The organism is Hahella sp. NS-SX17 (assembly GCF_057367735.1).
In genome coordinates, this window is sequence record NZ_CM170632.1 from 7,120,885 (window position 1) to 7,138,736 (window position 17,852).

Here is a 17,852-nt window from a genome sequence, read left to right on the forward strand (position 1 = left end):
TTAGCCATGGCGTTATTGCAGCTTATAAAGAATGTTAGAATTTTAGTGACAACACTTAACATTTAGACCATTTTCGGTTTTTTTTCCTGTCTGCGTCGGAAATTATTGTGCGGGTGCGTCTCTCTCATTAGAAGCATTCGTTATCAACCGCGATGCGAATGTCTGATAAACTGCCGCCCAGTTTTCCCCAGTCATGAGCAGACCGTGTCGCAACTCAATCCCCGTCAACGTGAAGCCGTTAAATACATAGACGGCCCCCTACTGGTGCTCGCCGGCGCAGGCAGCGGCAAAACCAGCGTAATTACACGAAAAATCGCCTATCTGATCGAAGAATGCGGCGTCAAAGCCAAGCATATTGCTGCGGTGACGTTCACCAACAAAGCCGCGCGGGAAATGAAAGAGCGGGTCAGCGCGCTGGTCTCGGGACCCGCCGCCAGAGGCCTGACGGTCTCCACCTTTCACAATTTGGGAATGAATATCATTCGTCTGGAGCATAAAGCCGTGGGCCTGAAGCCCGGCTTTTCCATTTTTGACCAGCAGGACTGTAAGGCCATCATCAAAGACTTGCTGTTCAAGGAATTCGATGAGGCGGAAGAAGACGTTGACCAATTGCAGGCGCACTTCTCCAACTGGAAGAACGACATGCTGACGCCGGCGCAGGCCATAAAACAGGCGATCACCGCCGAAGATCTCACCGCCGCGCGCCTGTACGAGCGTTACGACCATTATCTGCGCGCCTACAATGCGGTGGACTTCGACGACCTCATCCTGATGCCGGTCATGCTGTTCCGCAATCACCCGGAAATACTGGCCGCGTGGCGCCTGCGCATCCGTTATTTACTGGTGGATGAATACCAGGACACCAACCTCAGCCAGTATGAGCTGGTGCAGCAACTGGTGGCGGGACGTCAGGCGTTCACGGTGGTGGGCGACGACGACCAGTCCATTTACGCCTGGCGCGGCGCCCGACCGGAAAATCTGGCGCGCCTGCAAAAGGACTTTCCCACCCTGAAGCTGGTCAAACTGGAACAGAACTACCGTTCAACCGCCCGTATTCTGAAAGCCGCCAACGTCCTTATCGCCAATAACCCCCACGTTTACGAAAAAGCGTTGTGGAGTCAGTTGGGCATGGGGGATGAAATCCGTATTATCCGGGTGCGCAACGAGGAGGCGGAAGCGGAACGCATCGCCTCAGAAATCATTGATATGCGCCTGAAGAAGCGGGTCCAGTTCAAGGATTTCTCAGTACTCTACCGGGGCAATCACCAGTCCCGTCTGCTGGAGCTCAAGCTACAGGCGTACCAGATTCCCTACCGCATCAGCGGCGGCACGTCTTTTTTCTCCCGCAACGAGATCAAGGACGCCATGTCTTACCTGCGTCTGCTGGCCAACCCGGATGACGACGCCGCTTTCCTGCGGGTGGTCAACGTGCCGCGGAGAGAAATTGGGCCAGTGACCCTGGAAAAGCTGTCTGCTTATGCGGAGTCGCGCAAGATCAGTCTGTTTTCCGCTATCTCCGAATTTGGTCTGGAGAGCGTGCTGACCGGTAAAACCCTGGAGCACCTGCGCGAGTTCTCAGAGATCATTCTGCACACCGGCCAGAAGTGCGAAGAGGAACACGACGCCGTCCCCGTGCTGAAGCAGCTTTTTACTCGCATTGATTACGAAGAGTGGCTGCTGCAGAACAGCACCTCGCCGCAACAGGCGGAGCGACGTATGGCCAACGTGTGGATTCTGCTGGATCAGGTGGCGCGCATGCTGGAATACGACGCCGCCGCGGAAGAGCAGATGACGCTCAAGGACGCCATCGGCAAGCTGTTGTTGCGGGACATCATGGATCAGCAGAAGGAAGAAGAGGACGAGGATAAAGTCCATTTGCTGACCTTGCATGCGTCCAAAGGTCTGGAGTTTCCCCATGTCTTCATTATGGGACTGGAGGAGGACATCCTGCCTCACCGCAACAGTATCGAGACCAACCAGATCGAGGAAGAGCGCCGCCTGATGTACGTAGGCATCACCCGCGCCCAGCGCAGTTTGTGTCTGACTTTCTGCTCCGAACGCAAGCAGTTCGGCGAGAAAATCGAGACCATTCCCAGCCGCTTCCTCGACGAAATGCCGCAAGAAGATCTGGTATGGGAAGGTCTGGGCCAGCGCAACGAAGAGCGCAATCAGGCGCGCGGCCGCGCCACTCTGGATGCGCTACTGCGGGATTTGGGAGACTAAACCTCGAAGACCACCGGCGCATTCTCCGGCCGGAAACGGTGGTTGGCGATGCTGGCGTTGATATAGGTGCAGCCGTCTTTTTCAGTGACGCCGTAGCTTTCATGGATGTGGCCGCATACGTGAAAGCGGGGGCGAATGCGCGTGATGGCGTGGGCCAGTTCCTCGCAGCCCACGCTCAGGCCGCCGATGGTCTGATCATGAACGCCGAAGGCCGGGCCGTGGGTAATCAGCACATCGGTGTCTGCGTCTATCAGATCCCACTTGGCTTTCAGTTCCCGCCCACGTTGGAGATTAAACGCCCAATTATGGAAAAAGGGTTGCCAGGGAGAGCCGTAAAACTTGACGCCTTCGACGGTGACCGCCTCGTCTTGCAGGTACACCGCATTGGACAGCAGAGTGCGGCAGGCTTGTTCTTCACGCGCGAAACACCAGTCATGGTTGCCTGCGATGACGATTTTCACCCGATGGGGCAAAGCGCCGAGAAAGGCGTTGAACGCCTCCACTTCCCTTAATTTGCCCTGCCCGAATATATCCCCAGCGTGAATCAACACGTCCCCGTCGGGAATATCGATCTTGTCATACATGCCATGGGTATCGCTGATGGCGACGCACTTCATCTGAATCATCCTTCTCCGATTGACACTGCCAGTCCGGCATCATACCCAAATAAACGCACTGAAAACGACCGCTTTGTCGCAGTTCGCGATTCACCCCTGGCGTTATAGCGAAGCCGCTGCCCTGGCGGCCTGATCGTAGACGCCGGTCAGGGTGCGCAACACCCGCGCCACTTCGCCGATTTCCTCATTGCTGATGCCGGTGGTGAGCAGTGTGTCCACCAGGCAGTCATTGCGCACTTCCCGGTACTTGAGACAGAGTTCCGCGCCGCTTTCCGTGGCGGAGTAAAAGGTTTCCTTGCCGACTTTCTCACTGGTCACCAGTCCCATTTTCGCCAGCTTGCGCAGGGAGTAAGACACGGTGTGGGTGTCATCGATATGCAGAATAAAACAGATGTCGGCGATGCGCTTGGGACGCTCGCGGTGATACACGTTATGCAGCACCAGTATATCGATGGTGCTGAGCTCTTTATTGCCCGCCGCGGACATGCAGTGCACCAACCAACGCTGGAATGTGTTTTCAGCCATTATCAAAGCGTACTCGAACTCGCTGAGCTCAACGCTGCGCTCATTAAGCAGGTGGCTGGAGGAGACGATTCTTGATTTTGTCATGGTGTGTGTTGTTTCCTTCTTGGTCGCGCCAATGTGGGCAGAGCATACTTTCGGCGCCGGACAATGTCTAATCCCGCCGCCGAAAGCCGCTCCGTCAGGCGTTGTCTAATCCTTTTGCGGCTCGCCGAAACCGCCGCCGCCGGGAGTTTCGATTTGCAGGCGATCCCCCGCTTCCAGTTGCAGGCTAACCTGAGCGCCCAGAGTCTGGACGTCGCCGTCGCGGCGCATCACCCGGTTTACGCCCACTTGTCCAGGCTTGCCGCCGGATGCGCCATAAGGCGCCACTTCCCGTCGATTGGACAGAATGCTCACCTGCATGGGCTTGAGGAATCGCAGGCTGCGGCATACGCCGTCGCCGCCGCGATGCTGGCCATCGCCGCCAGATCCGCGCCGCACCTTGAACTCCTCCAGCAATACCGGGAAACGCCACTCCAGCACTTCCGGATCGGTCAGACGCGAGTTAGTCATGTGCGTATGCACCGGCCCGGCGCCGTCAGCGTTGGCCGTAGCGCCATCGCCGCCGCAGATGGTTTCGTAATACTGGAACTCATCGTCGCCCCAGGTCAGGTTGTTCATCGTGCCCTGGGCCGCGCCTTTCACGCCCAAAGCGCCAAACAACGCGTCCACCACCAGCTGGGAGACTTCCACATTGCCCGCCACCACTGCGGCGGGGTAACGGGGATTCAGCATGGAGCCTTCCGGCACAATGATCTGCAATGGCCGCAGGCAGCCTCCGTTAAGGGGAATCTGGTCATTGACGAGACAGCGGAACACATACAGCACCGCCGCATGCACCACCGCCAGCGGCGCATTGTAGTTGCGCGGGTGCTGCGGGCTGGAGCCGGTGAAGTCCACCGTCGCCGTGCGCTGGTTGCGATCCACCTGGATTTTCACTTGCACCTTATAGCCGTCGTCCATGGCGTATTGGAATTCGCCATCAGACAGCACGTCGATGACCCGACGCACGCACTCTTCCGCATTTTCCTGCACGTGCTTCATATACGCCTGCACCACTTCCAGGCCGTACTGGGACACGACTTTCTGCAGCGCCTGCACCCCCGCCTCGCACGCCGCCACCTGGGCGCGCAGGTCCGCAATCGTGAACTCGATATTGCGCGCCGGATGAGGCCCAGACAGGAACAGCTCCCGAGTCATTTTCTCCTGGAAGACGCCCGCATCCACCAGTTTGACGTTATCCAGCAGAATGCCTTCTTCATCTATATGACTGGAATCCGACGGCATGGAGCCCGGCGCTACGCCGCCCACATCCGCATGATGTCCTCGCGACGCCACATAAAAGCAGATGTTTTCCCCTACGCTGTCGAACACAGGCTTGATCACGGTGATATCAGGCAAGTGAGTGCCGCCGTTATAGGGATCATTCAGCATGAACACGTCGCCGGGGCGCATGGTTCCGGCATTGCGCACCATCACCGTCTTGATGCTGTGGCTCATGGAGCCGAGATGCACCGGCATGTGCGGCGCGTTGGCCACCAGCTCGCCCTCTGCGTCAAAAATCGCACAGGAGAAGTCCAGTCGCTCTTTGATGTTCACTGACACTGCGGTGTTTTGCAGCACCAGCCCCATTTGTTCTGCGATGAACATGTACAGGTTATTGAAGATCTCCAGCATCACCGGATCGGCGTCAGTGCCTATGGAATGACGCTGCGGACGCGCGGCGACGCGCTCCAGCACCACGTCATTGCGATCCGTCAGTCGCGCCCGCCAGCCCGGTTCCACCACAATGGCGCCGATTTTCTCCACAATCACCGCAGGGCCGTCGATGGCGCGTGCCTGGGGAATATTCTCACGCACATAGAAAGGCGCCTGATACTGCTCGCCGCCCGTCGTCAGCGGCAGCACTTTATCCGGAGTCAGCTCACCGCCCTGACAAGGCGCCGTGGCCGCCACTTGCGCATCGCCACGGCCGGAGACTTCCACTTGCACCGCCTCCACCATGAGCGTTTTATCGGCGACGACAAACCCGAAACGTTTTTCATGCTCGATAGAAAACGCCTGACGCACGGCATCCACTGCGTCCAGCGCCACCAGAATGGAGGTATCGGAACCTTGATACTTAATATGTAGTCGCGCGGAGGACTCAATACGCGCCGCCGGAACCCGTTGTTCCGTCAGTTTGGCGGCGGCGTCCTGGCTCATGCGCTCGACAAGGGGCGTCAGCTCCGCAATCAAGGCGTCCGACAGGGGCTTCTCTACTGTGGTTTCCGCTATTTCCCTCACATCCGCCAGTCCCATGCCAAAGGCGGATAACACGCCAGCGTAGGGATGCAGAAATACCCGCTTCATTCCCAAAGCGTCCGCCACCAGACAGGCATGCTGGCCGCCAGCGCCGCCAAAACAACAGAGGGTGTAGTCCTGCACATCGTAGCCGCGCTGAGTGGAAATATGCTTGATGGCGTGGGCCATGTTATCCACCGCAATCGCCAGGAAGCCTTCCGCCACCTGCTCCGGCGTACGGTTGTCGCCCGTCTGTTCCTGGATCTGCTGGGCCAGCGCGGCAAATTTTTCCCGTACGCATTCTGTGTCCAGGGACTGGTTAGCCTCAGGGCCAAACACTTTCGGGAAGTAATCCGCCTGCAGTTTGCCCAGCATGACGTTGCAGTCAGTCACCGTCAGAGGGCCGCCATTGCGATAACAGGCCGGTCCCGGATAAGCGCCAGCGGATTCCGGTCCCACGCGATAGCGCGAGCCGTCAAACTTAAGCACCGAGCCGCCGCCCGCCGCCACCGTATGAATCGACATCATCGGCGTTTGCAGGCGGAACCCGGCCACTTCCGTTTCGAAACTGCGTTCATATTCGCCGCGGTAATGGCACACATCCGTGGAGGTGCCACCCATGTCGAAACCGATCAACTGCTCGAAATCCGCCGCTTCGGCGGTTTTCACCATGCCCACCACACCGCCGGCGGGGCCGGACAAAATGGCGTCTTTGCCGTTGAATACACGGGCGTCGGTCAGCCCACCGTTGGACTGCATGAACATCAGCCGTCCCGGTTCGCTGGCCATAGAGCCCAGTTGTCCGGACACCTGATTGACGTAACGCTTAAGAATCGGCGACAGGTACGCATCCACCACCGTGGTGTCGCCCCGGCTGACAATTTTCATCAGCGGGCTTAATTCGCTGCTCACCGACACCTGGGTAAAACCGATATCCCGCGCCAGTTGCGCGACTTTGCTTTCATGTTCGCGGAACGCGTAACTGTGCATGAACACGATAGCGCAGGAGCGCAGACCGCGTTCGTAGGCCGCTCGCAACGATTTCTCCGCGCCCGCCAGGTCAAGCGGCGTCAGCACTTCGCCTTGCGCATTGATGCGTTCGTTCACTTCCGCCACTTCGGCGTAGATCATGTCCGGCAAACGAATATCCAGGGCGAACAGGTCCGGACGCGTTTGATAACCGATGCGGAGAACGTCGGCGAAACCTTTGCTCACCACCAACAGCGCCGGCTCGCCTTTGTGCTCCAGCAAGGCATTGGTGGCCACCGTGGTGCCCATTTTGATTTCTTCGATATCCTGCTCAGGAACCTGCGCGCCACGAGGAACGCCCATGAGTACGCGCACGCCTTCCAGCACCGCATCAGGGTATTGCGCCGGGTTCTCGGAAAGCAGTTTATGGGTGATCAATTCTCCCGCCGGATTCCGCGCCACAATGTCTGTAAACGTGCCGCCCCGGTCCACCCAGAAACGCCATTTGCCCGCACCCGCCGTGTTTGTATTTTGTGTTGTCATTATGTCTGTCACCTCAAAAAATCTCTTAACCCGCTCAACCGCGACTGCTCAGCGTCTGCGGCAGCCACAACGCTATTTCCGGATACTTGCTGAGCAGCGCCACCGCCGTCACCAGGATCAGGAAAAACGGCGTCGCATAGCGGGCCACCCTGAAAATATCCCTGCCGGTCAGGGATTGGATAACAAACAGATTGAAGCCGACCGGCGGCGTGATCTGCGACATTTCCACCACCAGCACCAAATAGATGCCGAACCAGACCAAATCAAACCCCGCACTTTCCGCCAGCGGCAGAATGACTGACGTGGTCAGCACCACCACGGAAATGCCATCGAGGAAGCAGCCAAGTAAAACAAAGAACAGAGTCAGCGCCACGATCAGCAATGCCGGAGACAGTTGCATGGCGCCGATGAACTCAGCCAACTCTCGGGGAATGCCCGTAAACGCCATGGCGACAGTGAGAAATGAAGCGCCGGCGAGAATAAAAGTGATCATGCAGGAGGTGCAGACCGCTCCGATCAGGCTGCGCTTGAACATGTCCCAGCTCAGCGATCCGGTCAGGGCGGTTAACGCCAGCGCTCCGATAACGCCAAGGGTGGCCGCCTCCGTAGCAGTAGCGACGCCGGCGTATATGGAGCCGATGACAAAACCGATCAGCAAGGTGACGGGCAGTAAACGCCTCAACGCAGTGAGCTTGGTTTTCATATCCGTCTTGCCTTCCGCTGCCGGAACCTTATTACGGTTCAGCAGGGACCAGATCACCGTGTATCCCATAAACAGGCAGATCAACATCAGTCCTGGAATCGCTCCCGCCATGAACAGACGGTCAATGGACACTTCCGCGGCGACGCCGTACACGATCAGAATAATAGAAGGCGGGATCAGCAGACCAAGGGTGCCTGAGCCGGCCAAAGTGCCGATCGCCATGGTCTCGTCATAGCCGCGCTTTTTCAGCTCCGGCAGGCTCATCTTGCCGACCGTGGCAGTGGTCGCCGCCGAGGACCCTGAGACAGCGGCGAATATGCCGCAACCCAGAATATTCACGTGCAGCAGTCCGCCGGGCAGACGTCGGAGCCAGGGCGCCAGGCCTTCGAATAAGTCTTCCGACAGACGGGTGCGAAACAGAATCTCTCCCATCCATACAAACAGCGGCAATGCGGACAGCGTCCAGTTGGAGGAAGCGCCCCAGGTCGTGTTCGCCATGATGGCGCCGATCTGCGCATTGTCATTGAGCAGCATGGCGACAAAAGCCACGGTGAACAGCGTTGATCCCACCCAGAAACCAAACGCCAGGAAGGTGAACAACACTCCCATCAGGAGAATCGTTAATTGCAAGGTATCCATAACCGATTACTCCGCTGTGGCTTCGCCAGCTTCTTGCGCCGCGATATAGCTGGGTTTGCGTTTCAGTAGCGCTGCAACCCAATCGTCCAGCACAGCAATAAAAAACAGGGCCAGTCCCGCCAGCATGACGCTCTGCGGCATCCACAATGGGACCGCAATATAGCCAGTGCTGACATCATCGAACTCATAGGTTTCCAGAACAAAGCCGCCGACCGCGTAGGTGATAAAACCAACCAGAATCAACAGCGCCGTCAGGTTGAACAGCTCCACATAGCGCTGCGCAACGCCTTTTACCTGACGGGTAAGAAAGGTCACTCGAATATGGCTGTTATGGCGAAAGCTGTACGCCAGTGCGAAAAAAGTGGCCGAGGCCAGAAAGTAACCGACAAAATCTTCAACGGAGGGAACGATCAGACCAAACCAGCGTCCCACTATCTGCATCGTCATCAGCAGACAGATCAGCACCATGCTCACGGACGCCAGGACAAGGCCCGCCTTATACAGGCGATCAAGCGTAAGTCTCAGCATTTTCATCTTCCCACAGCGTGTTATGGGTATTGTTTTTATTTGTGAGGCGGACTCTGGTGAGCCCGCCTGAAGGGCGGAAAAGGAATTAGCCGCCGTTGAGTCCTTTCACAATTTCAACGCCTTCAGCGCCGACTTCATCCTGCCATTCCTGCGCCATAGTCTGGCCCACTTTGCTGAACTCGCTGATAAAAGCCTGCGTAGGCTCAGTTACATTCATGCCGTGTTTGGCCAGATCAGCCGTTTTCTCCGTAGTTTCCTGCTGCGCCATTTTCCAGCCGCGCTCTTCCGCCACTTTGGCCGCTTGCAGCACTGCATCCTGTTGTTCTTTGCTTAGACGTTTGAAAGAGCGCAGGTTCACGAACACCATGTTCTTGGGAATCCAGGCGCGACTATCCATGTAATAACGGGAGAAATCCCAGGCCTGACTGGAAACGCCAGTCGTAGGAGAGGTCACCATGGCGTCGATAATGCCGGTGCTGAACGCCTGTGGAATCTCTGGCGTCTGAACGGTGGTGGGCGTCGCGCCAAGCAACACGGACAAGCGGGATGTGGACGGGCTGTAGGCGCGCATCTTCAGACCTTTCAGGTCGTTGATTCCGTCCAGCTTATCCTTGGTGTATATGCCCTGGGGCGGCCAAGGCACACTGAACAGCAATTTAAGTCCTTGTTTCTCCAACTTCTTTTCAATGTGCGGACGACTCGCATCGTAGAGCTTCTTAGCCCCGTCGAAGCTGGTCACTAGAAATGGAATGTTATCGACTTTATAAATGGGGTCGTCATTGCCCAGCAGACCCATGAAAACCTCGCCAATGGGCGCCTGGCCAGTGCGCACTGCGCGGAAAATTTCAGGATGCTTGAACAGGGAAGCGCCGGAATGCACCACGATTTTCAGATCGCCGCCGGTGGCTTTATCAATATCCGTCGCGAATTCGCGAATGTTCTGCGTGTGATGAGTCCCGTCCGCATAGGGAGTGGGCATGTCCCACTTTGTGGCGGCGAAGCCGGTGGATGCGGATAACGAAAGCAGAAAGGATAAACAGAGTCTTTTTATTCTCATTGGGTTTGCACCTCTTGTTGGTTCAGGGAGACCTGAATTGCTATCGAAAGATCATATTTGCACAAAAAATCCTTTTTGAATACGTTTTGTATTCATTTTGCATTCTAAAATTTTTATTCTGATCTCAGGCAAAAAGGTAAGTGATTGACATTGCAGGATTCCCCCATGGATACAGGATAAGAGAGGCGTACGTCAGGAAGGCGTAAACGACAGGCGAAAAAAAACCGCCTTACGGCGGTTTCTTTTGCTACGGAGGGGAAGCTTATTGGCTCTGCTCTAAAATAAACTCGACCGTGGCTTTAATTTCATCATCGGAACAATCGCCACAGGTGCCGCGCGGCGGCATGCCTCTGATGCCATTAATCGCATGGGTCACCAGTGTGTCCATACCTTGTTCGATACGTGGAGCCCAGGCAGCCGCATCGCCTTTTTTCGGCGCGTTGGCGACACCAGTGTCATGACAGGCGAAACACTTACTGCCATAAATATCAGCCGGTTCACGGGGGCCGGATGGCGCAGCGGCGGCTACAGCGGACTGAGCGGCTTTACATTCCTGACCTTCCACACACACTTCGCCCACTGGCTTAATACGCTCTGCAATCTTCTCTTCAGCTGGAGTTAATGACCACACAGTGCCCGCAAACACCATCGCCAACATTGCGGTAATCGCTTTCACGGTTGTCTTCACGACCCATCCTCATCAGCAGCTTAAAATTATTAATGGCGCATTATAACGGCATCGCCGCAGAAATAAAGCAGAGGCTCCCGGTTAACAAGGGGCCTGCGGCGCGCTTTTTGATCCATGACAGTTCCCAGGTGAAAGTCCCAAAACACACATATCGAGCCGCCGCAGGCGCTTTATTGCTTATGCGCCGCAACTCAGGATGAAAAGTGGATTCGGCCACACGCCCCCGCTATAATGCCCGACGCGCTTAACCGAGCGCACTTGTTCGCGCTCACAAGGCTCGAGCCTACCCCGACGCCAAAAGCGGAGGGGCCGCGCTTATTATCTTCAGCGCGCACTCCAAATCCAGCAACGCCATGGTAACGCTGATGCGCCTCGCACCCTACAGACGCCACCTCATCATTACAGAGTTCATCGCCCTCGCCGCGTTGGTCGGCTCTATGTACCAGTTCGCCCAAATGGGTAAGCAAGGCGAAACAGTCGCTCCCGTACTTTGGCTGGTTCCTTTGATCTCCAGCTTTTTGGTAATCTCAGGTTTTTGCGGCAATCTTTACATCCGTTGGGTGGAAAGCGTCGGTCAAACGGATGGACAATCATCAGGCGGGAAACCTGTTCAGCGAGTGTTCATATATCTGCTGATAGTCTCCTTATATATCATCTGGTTTATGGCGGTGGCTCAAGCATGGTCCTCTCATCAGGCGTTAAGCGCCTCACCCTAGCACTTTTACTCTGTTCTATGTCAGCATCCAGCTGGGCGTTGCGCTGCGGCAAGGATCTGGTTTCGGAATCTGACCTGGATTACGAAGTTCAGGCCAAATGCGGCCAACCAGACGATGTCAGTCTGATCGGTTACGGCCTGACGGACGATAAAAGGCGAGAGTTTAAAATCGAGCGCTGGATTTACCGGCAGCCAAACAAAACCCTGTTTATCCTGCGGTTTGAAGCTGGCAAGCTCGTAGATATTTCCTGGAAACGCGCCCCCTGATCTATTCAGAACGGGTCACGTATAAAATAAAAGGCCGGCGCTCTGAAGAACGCCGGCCTTTTCTGCATCTGAATTTTTACCGATAGCTCAGCCGAATCAGATGCTATCGATTTTCGCCAGCAGTTCCGCAGTCTTAGCTTCCATCAACGCCTGATCCCCACGGGACTCTACATTCAAGCGCACCAAGGGCTCAGTGTTGGACATACGCAGGTTAAAGCGCCAGTCGTCGAATTCCACGCTCAAGCCGTCCACGAAGTTCACGGATTTCGCCCTGGGTGCGTATTCTTCCTCAATGGCTTTCAGCACTTTGCCAGCGTCTTCCAACGTACGGTTGATTTCGCCGCTGGCGGGGTACTTTTTCATGCGGTCGTCAATCAGGCTGGACAAAGACTGACCGGTAGCGCTGATCAGGTCCGCCACCATCAACCAGGGAATCATGCCTGAGTCGCAGTAGGCGAAGTCGCGGAAGTAGTGATGCGCGCTCATTTCACCGCCATATACCGCGTCTTCATCACGCATACGTTGCTTGATGAAGGCATGTCCGGTTTTACTCTGGATGGCTTTGCCGCCCGCCGCTTCGACCACGTCGATGGTGTTCCAGACCAGACGCGGATCGTGAATGATGCCTGCGCCAGGATGCTTGCGCAGCAGTTGCTCCGCCAGCAAACCTACGATGTAGTAGCCTTCAATAAAGCGTCCCGTTTCATCAAACAGGAAGCAGCGATCATAGTCGCCGTCCCAGGCCACGCCAAAATCAGCGCCGGATTCCAGCAGCGCAGAGCGGGTGCTATCGCGATTTTCCATCAACAGAGGGTTAGGCACCCCATGCGGGAAGTGGCCATCCGGCTCGTGATGTACTTTTACAAAAGTGAACGGCAGGTGTTTTTCCAATTCGTCGATCACCAGACCTGCGCCGCCGTTGCCTGCATTGACCACGACTTTCATTGGCTTCAGCGTAGACGTGTCGACATAGGTCAGCAGGTGCTGGATATAAGCTTCCAAGGTATCCAGCTTATGATAGGAACCTGGCTGTTCGGCGTCTTTGAACTCGCCCGGCACTTTGCCTTTGATATCCAACAGGCCAGTGTCGGAACTGATCGGGCGGGAGTCCACGCCGACCAGCTTCATGCCGTTGTAATCCTGGGGGTTGTGGCTGGCGGTCACCATGATGCCGCCGTCCATTTTGTGATAGAAAGTTGCGAAATACACTTGCTCTGTACCGCACAGTCCGATGTCGTAAACATCAGCGCCGGCCGCCATCAAACCTTTGCTCAGGGCTTCGGCCATGGCGGGGCTGGACAGGCGGATGTCATAGCCAACCACTACTTTCTTAGCTCCGGTCACCTCAACATAAGCGCGGCCAATCCGTTCCGCAATATCGTTATTCAGCTGGTCAGGCACGCGGCCTCTGATGTCATAGGCTTTGAAACAGCTAAGATCCATGAATGCGTTACTCCAGTATGTGTCTGTAAATATGGACTGCAATGAATATAAGTCGATTGTAAAGTGGATAATGGGCCGTTGCACTGCGCCAAAAGGAATATATTTCCGCCCTGGGAATACCCCATAAACCTCATTCATGCAGACATTCGAACCGTTGCGTACAATCGCCGCCACAATATGTCAGGATAAGGTCAATACAACTGTTGGCGGCGGCGCGCACGCTATCCGCAGCCATGTCGGCATGTCCCTGCACAATCAATAAAATCCTACGACTCGACGGCAGCAGACAAGTCTCCCTGGATTGTCGGCAATCCATTCTGCACAGCACCCGATCAGCAGCGTCCAGATAGGCGAATTCTCCTACAGGCGCTCGCGCCTGATCCTCGCTACCCAAAGGCGCAAACATCTCCACGCCACGGGTAACATCCAGTCGTACGCCGCCGTCCAGCCTGTCGAGATCATGGGCGCCAATGGAGATTCGTCGCTCCAGAGACAACAGGTTGTAGATATCCACCACAGGGCTGATTAACGGGATATCGCCATTGCGCCGTAGCGCGCCGATCAGGTTTTCAACTGAAACCGGGAAGCGTTTCCAGGATCGCGACACCGATTCTTTTAACCGTCGATAGCCGCCAATATGGGGGTCTGCATCCAAATCACAACCCTGATACGCAGCCACGGCCTGCGCCAGTTTCACTTTTCTCAGCGCATGTAAATAAGGCGTGTAATCCCTATTGTTCACATCCTCCAGCGCCACAGCGACCACCTGCAAACCTAAATGCGCAGCGGCGCGGGTCATCTGAAAAGCAACCATCCCTTAACTCCTTTTGCTGGGCGTACGTCAACGTGATGGTTGACTGGCGCAGGCCAAAAAAAGGCAGGGGAAAACAAGCCCGCCCTGCCTGATCGCTTCAATCGTCCCGGCGCTTTACGTAGACTTTTTTCTGCGCGCGCCGTGCGGAGGCGACGCGCGCCACTGCGTATACCATCACTCCTAACGCCAAAGCTGTGAGGATAGATGCGCCAGTGTTATCGCCAAAATTGAAAGAGGCTGTTGCGTCTTGCCAAGTACTAACCAGACCTGATTGCATTGTCCACTCCTACTATTACGGTAGTATTTTCAGCTCAGTAAAAAGCGCCAATCTCCCGGCGCGTAGAAGAACAACATCACTGCCAAGCTTCCATTAACATTCAGCATAAAATATGCCACGCCCTAACCTGCTGATTTAACATAAGAAGCATCAGCCAGATGAGTCACGGTCACCGTTGTTGACGCCCTTATTCGCGCCACTAAAGCGCCTGACAACTATCAAAGTGGTGCATAAATACGCATAAATAAAAGTAGAGAGACATCCACAACCAGTTCCAACGGCCATCTCAACGCACAGCCAGGATCGCCACAATCGATTGGAAGAAAAGAAGAGAAATCAAGAAAAATCGCGCCAAACACGATTCAGACATAGACAGAAAACCACAATCTACCTATCATATGCACCCTGTTTTGTTGAGTCTCTAACGGACTTCGCAAACAACCTGCCCTAAAGCGCCCGTAGCTCAGCTGGATAGAGCGTTGCCCTCCGGAGGCAAAGGTCAGAGGTTCGAATCCTCTCGGGCGCGCCATTTTATCTCTCTTATCGCATAGCAAAACCCTTACACTGCCTGCATGTCCCAAGCGCATATCTATATGGTTTTTTCAATAAAGAAGAATGGAGCCAGCTCTCGCATGGGCTCCATAAAAAGAACTGAGAACGTTGAAAGGTTACCCTTTCGTCCTCGCAAACATTTCTTCAAATAAGGTTTTGGCCGGTTTCTGCCTGTCGATATTGTCTTGATTCAGTTCAAGATGGTTCTTGATGCATTTCAGCATAGCGATGCGTTTTTTGCGCTTGGCCAGTTTGGCGGGGTTGCCCGACCCTTCATATGCTCTGATGATGTCATCGATATTGAGCACATTTCCCCCTGCGATATGCACGCAGTCCTTCACTTTTTCAGCCACCATGTCTTGAGCGCCGCCGATCAGGTCAACAGCCAGGTCGCCAAAGCTGCCCACAGCGACCACTAACTCTTTGCCCTCCAATGACTGGATAATCCTCTCCCTGGCTGAAGGAGCCACAACTACTTCTATATCATTGGGGAAAATAGACCGGTACTCATCCACACCTTCAGACATATTTCTGGGCGCTCTGGCGATATGCATCCACGCTGCGCAGCCGCCAACCACATACCAGCCATCCGCACCCGCCCAGGTATTCATATATGCGAAAAATTCGGGTATTCCATTTATTCTGTGAACTGACATTCCATAGATCCTTGTTAAGTTCGTAAGTGTTATTTTTATCGCATAGAGAGATACGCGTTATCCCCTATGCTTGTATGAGGATGGCGCTTTTCGATCCGCTATCCCTTCACACTTTTTTCGAACCGCTTATCTATGGAAATACCGGGGAATGCTCTGCACATAGGTATATTGTCGGCCAGACATCGACGTCTTTCATTCGCCAGCCGCTGGATTTGTGCAGCGCCAGTCCTGGTTGCGCCCGCCTACGCAGTTAGTGTCTATACTTTCCTAATAACGCCCAGATAGAGGCGCTTTAGGTTGGCGGCCGCTTTGGCTTCCTTTTTCTAATTGCACGTTGAATTAGGCAAGAATGATATGAAAGCGTTAATGGTCAGTGTTGTTTTGTGTCTAATCACTTCCTTTGCTCAGGCGGAGAAGATCTCTTTGGCGAACGGTGAATGGGCGCCTTATCTGTCTGAGAATTTGAAGCATCACGGATTTATGTCCCGGATCGTCAAGGATGCGTTTGCAGAGGAAGGCGTCGAGGTGGATTATGTATTTCTCCCCTGGAAGCGTGGTTATGAGGACGCCAAAGAGGGCAAGTTCGAAGGGACATTGATTTGGGGTTATAACGACGAGCGCGCTAAGGATTTCTACTATTCCGACACCGTCGCGACGCTGGGCACCTCTCTGTTTTATAACAAGGACAACCCTATCGACTGGAGCGCGCCGGAAGATCTCGCCAAATACAAAGTCGGCGGCATTATCGGTTACGCCTATGGGATTGAAGAGCTGGAAAATCAGGGCCTGGTTAAAATCGACCGCATCGGCAACGAAGAAGGAAATTACAAGAAGCTCGCCGCCGGGCGTTTGGACATCGTCTTAGAAGACACTGAAGTCGGCATCGAAAGCATCACCCGCTTCGGCTTTGCGGATAAGCTGATCCCTCACCCCCAAACTCTGGAGCCGCGCAAATACTCCGTTTTAATCAGCAAGAAAACGCCCAACGCCCAACAGCTTCTCGACGCATTTAATCGCGGCTTGAAAAAGGTGATCGAAGATGGCCGTTACGATAAATATCTGCAGGAGTCCCGCAAAGGCGAATACAAGTAACGCAGGACTTTAGTGTGTTGCATTGGCGACCGCTTTCCGCTTTGATGACCCCATAAACAGATAGCAGGCGGGGTCATCTGGTGGATTTAGCAAAAGCGCTCATACACGCAGCGGTGAAACAGGATCTGGAAGGCTTACGCCGACTGTTTCAGGAGAACCCGAAACTCGACCGGAATACGCGCAGTCCATTCTCCGCCACAGAGGGCAGTACGCCGTTGATTATCGCTTGCGCCGCCGGCGACGTCGATATGGCGGATTATCTGCTTACCCAGGGCGCGGATGTGAATATCCAGGGTAAGCAGGGCGCCACTGCCTTAGCCATGGCCGTGGAATGGCGACATCCAGACATTGTTGAGCATTTGCTGAAGGCTAGCGCGGACGTCAATCTCGCCATGGATGATGGAACCAGCCCTTTAATGAAAACCGCCGCCTATCATCTGCCGGAGCTGGCGACCCTGTTACTTGAACACGGCGCAGACGTCAACGCGGCCCGCCATGATGGCTGGACGTCCCTGATGCTCGCCGCCCACGCAGGCAGTGAAGAGATGGCGGCGCTATTACTGGAGCGCGGCGCCAAGGTGAACCTGTCGGAAAGCAGCGGGCGCACGCCGTTAATGGCGGCCTGCTTCAAAGGACACATCGGCGTGGTGGAACGTTTACTCATCCATGGCGCCCAGACCGAGTTGCAGGACGCCGACGGCGCCACGGCGATATCCGAAGCCTCCGATCGCGGACATCACGCCATCGTCGCTTTACTCCAGGCGTCCGGCGCCCAGGCCACAAAACTTAAGCCTTCTTCTTTGGAGCTGGCCAAAGCCGACGAGCAGCGCCACTACGCCGCGTTATCCAAGAACGCACAGAAAGAGTTCACAGCTCTGTTGAAATGGCTGAGCGCAAAAGCGAAAACCTGGGCGAAGAAAGTCGACGCGTCACAACTTGACGCCGCTAACGACGACAGCGCCGAGAATATCTGGCTTTATTATCTGGCGGACAAGCTGTACGAAAAGGTCGCCGCGCTTGACGACGCCACGCAACAGGAATTGACAGCCTACGCTCGCGCCCTGAATGCTGTCGATCATGGCGACGGGATGCTCTCTTCCTACCTGAAGACCGTCTTCATGGATATGCTCAAGACTTTGGTCGCGCCGCAGCGGTACGCCAGTCTGTATCTATAGGGCCGCACAAAAGAAAACGGCCCGCAAAGGGCCGTTTTGAAGGAGGC

16 protein-coding genes and 1 tRNA gene are annotated in these 17,852 nt (G+C 55.2%); 6 read left to right on the plus strand and 11 right to left on the minus strand.

All coding sequences use genetic code 11. From position 1 onward, the window contains the following. Positions 1-204 precede the first annotated feature (204 nt). Positions 205-2,223: a DNA helicase Rep gene (rep, locus tag AC2IBB_RS32075; protein WP_486330684.1), complete on the plus strand. Its 2,019-nt coding sequence runs from the start codon at positions 205-207 to the stop codon at positions 2,221-2,223. Here the strand turns inward: rep and AC2IBB_RS32080 are convergent. The 7 genes from AC2IBB_RS32080 to AC2IBB_RS32110 form a co-directional block, all read right to left on the minus strand. Then, on the minus strand, positions 2,220-2,849 hold the full coding sequence (locus AC2IBB_RS32080; protein ID WP_486330685.1) for a metallophosphatase domain-containing protein: 630 nt from the start codon (positions 2,847-2,849) through the stop codon (positions 2,220-2,222). The two genes, rep and AC2IBB_RS32080, sit on opposite strands and share 4 nt — an antisense overlap. Before the next feature lie 93 nt (positions 2,850-2,942). Next, on the minus strand, positions 2,943-3,449 hold the full coding sequence (locus AC2IBB_RS32085) for a winged helix DNA-binding protein (protein WP_011400127.1): 507 nt from the start codon (positions 3,447-3,449) through the stop codon (positions 2,943-2,945). A 105-nt stretch (positions 3,450-3,554) separates the two neighbouring features. Next, positions 3,555-7,199 (minus strand): hydantoinase B/oxoprolinase family protein, encoded by a 3,645-nt coding sequence (locus tag AC2IBB_RS32090; protein WP_486330686.1) that lies wholly within the window; start codon positions 7,197-7,199, stop codon positions 3,555-3,557. Positions 7,200-7,233: 34 nt separating this feature from the next. Continuing rightward, positions 7,234-8,541, minus strand: a complete 1,308-nt coding sequence (locus AC2IBB_RS32095) for a TRAP transporter large permease (RefSeq protein WP_486330687.1) — start codon at positions 8,539-8,541, stop codon at positions 7,234-7,236. 6 nt (positions 8,542-8,547) lie between these two features. After that, positions 8,548-9,069 carry a TRAP transporter small permease gene (locus AC2IBB_RS32100; RefSeq protein ID WP_486330688.1) on the minus strand — a complete coding sequence of 174 codons (522 nt, stop codon included), beginning with the start codon at positions 9,067-9,069 and terminating at the stop codon, positions 8,548-8,550. 85 nt (positions 9,070-9,154) lie between these two features. Beyond that, complete coding sequence (locus tag AC2IBB_RS32105; RefSeq protein WP_486330689.1) at positions 9,155-10,126, minus strand: TRAP transporter substrate-binding protein; 972 nt, start codon at positions 10,124-10,126, stop codon at positions 9,155-9,157. Positions 10,127-10,388: 262 nt separating this feature from the next. After that, a complete protein-coding gene (locus tag AC2IBB_RS32110; RefSeq protein ID WP_486330690.1) occupies positions 10,389-10,814 on the minus strand; it encodes a c-type cytochrome in 426 nt (141 codons plus the stop codon). Between the two features lie 365 nt (positions 10,815-11,179). Between AC2IBB_RS32110 and AC2IBB_RS32115 the strand changes: the two genes are divergently transcribed. Then, positions 11,180-11,530, plus strand: coding sequence for a hypothetical protein (locus AC2IBB_RS32115; RefSeq protein WP_486330691.1), 351 nt, complete (start codon positions 11,180-11,182; stop codon positions 11,528-11,530). 17 nt (positions 11,531-11,547) lie between these two features. Next, positions 11,548-11,796 carry a DUF2845 domain-containing protein gene (locus AC2IBB_RS32120; protein WP_486330692.1) on the plus strand — a complete coding sequence of 83 codons (249 nt, stop codon included), beginning with the start codon at positions 11,548-11,550 and terminating at the stop codon, positions 11,794-11,796. A 96-nt stretch (positions 11,797-11,892) separates the two neighbouring features. Here AC2IBB_RS32120 and AC2IBB_RS32125 read toward each other — a convergent pair whose 3' ends face one another. The 3 genes from AC2IBB_RS32125 to AC2IBB_RS32135 form a co-directional block, all read right to left on the minus strand. After that, entirely contained in the window at positions 11,893-13,239 is a 1,347-nt protein-coding gene (locus AC2IBB_RS32125; RefSeq protein ID WP_486330693.1) for a phosphohexomutase domain-containing protein, read from the minus strand. 130 nt (positions 13,240-13,369) lie between these two features. Further along, positions 13,370-14,053: a B3/B4 domain-containing protein gene (locus tag AC2IBB_RS32130; protein ID WP_486330694.1), complete on the minus strand. Its 684-nt coding sequence runs from the start codon at positions 14,051-14,053 to the stop codon at positions 13,370-13,372. A 97-nt stretch (positions 14,054-14,150) separates the two neighbouring features. Next, the gene (locus AC2IBB_RS32135) at positions 14,151-14,330 is read right to left on the minus strand and encodes a hypothetical protein (protein WP_486330695.1); all 180 of its coding nucleotides are present in this window, start codon (positions 14,328-14,330) and stop codon (positions 14,151-14,153) included. A gap of 452 nt (positions 14,331-14,782) precedes the next feature. On the opposite strand from AC2IBB_RS32135, the gene AC2IBB_RS32140 reads away from it, so the two are divergent. After that, a tRNA-Arg gene (locus AC2IBB_RS32140) sits at positions 14,783-14,859 on the plus strand. A 139-nt stretch (positions 14,860-14,998) separates the two neighbouring features. On the opposite strand, the gene AC2IBB_RS32145 is transcribed toward AC2IBB_RS32140, so the two are convergent. Then, positions 14,999-15,493, minus strand: coding sequence for a hypothetical protein (locus AC2IBB_RS32145; RefSeq protein ID WP_486330696.1), 495 nt, complete (start codon positions 15,491-15,493; stop codon positions 14,999-15,001). Positions 15,494-15,892: 399 nt separating this feature from the next. Here AC2IBB_RS32145 and AC2IBB_RS32150 point away from each other — a divergent pair, with 399 nt between their 5' ends. Next, the gene (locus AC2IBB_RS32150) at positions 15,893-16,630 is read left to right on the plus strand and encodes a substrate-binding periplasmic protein (RefSeq protein WP_486330697.1); all 738 of its coding nucleotides are present in this window, start codon (positions 15,893-15,895) and stop codon (positions 16,628-16,630) included. A gap of 80 nt (positions 16,631-16,710) precedes the next feature. After that, complete coding sequence (locus AC2IBB_RS32155; RefSeq protein ID WP_486330698.1) at positions 16,711-17,805, plus strand: ankyrin repeat domain-containing protein; 1,095 nt, start codon at positions 16,711-16,713, stop codon at positions 17,803-17,805. Positions 17,806-17,852: the final 47 nt, after the last annotated feature.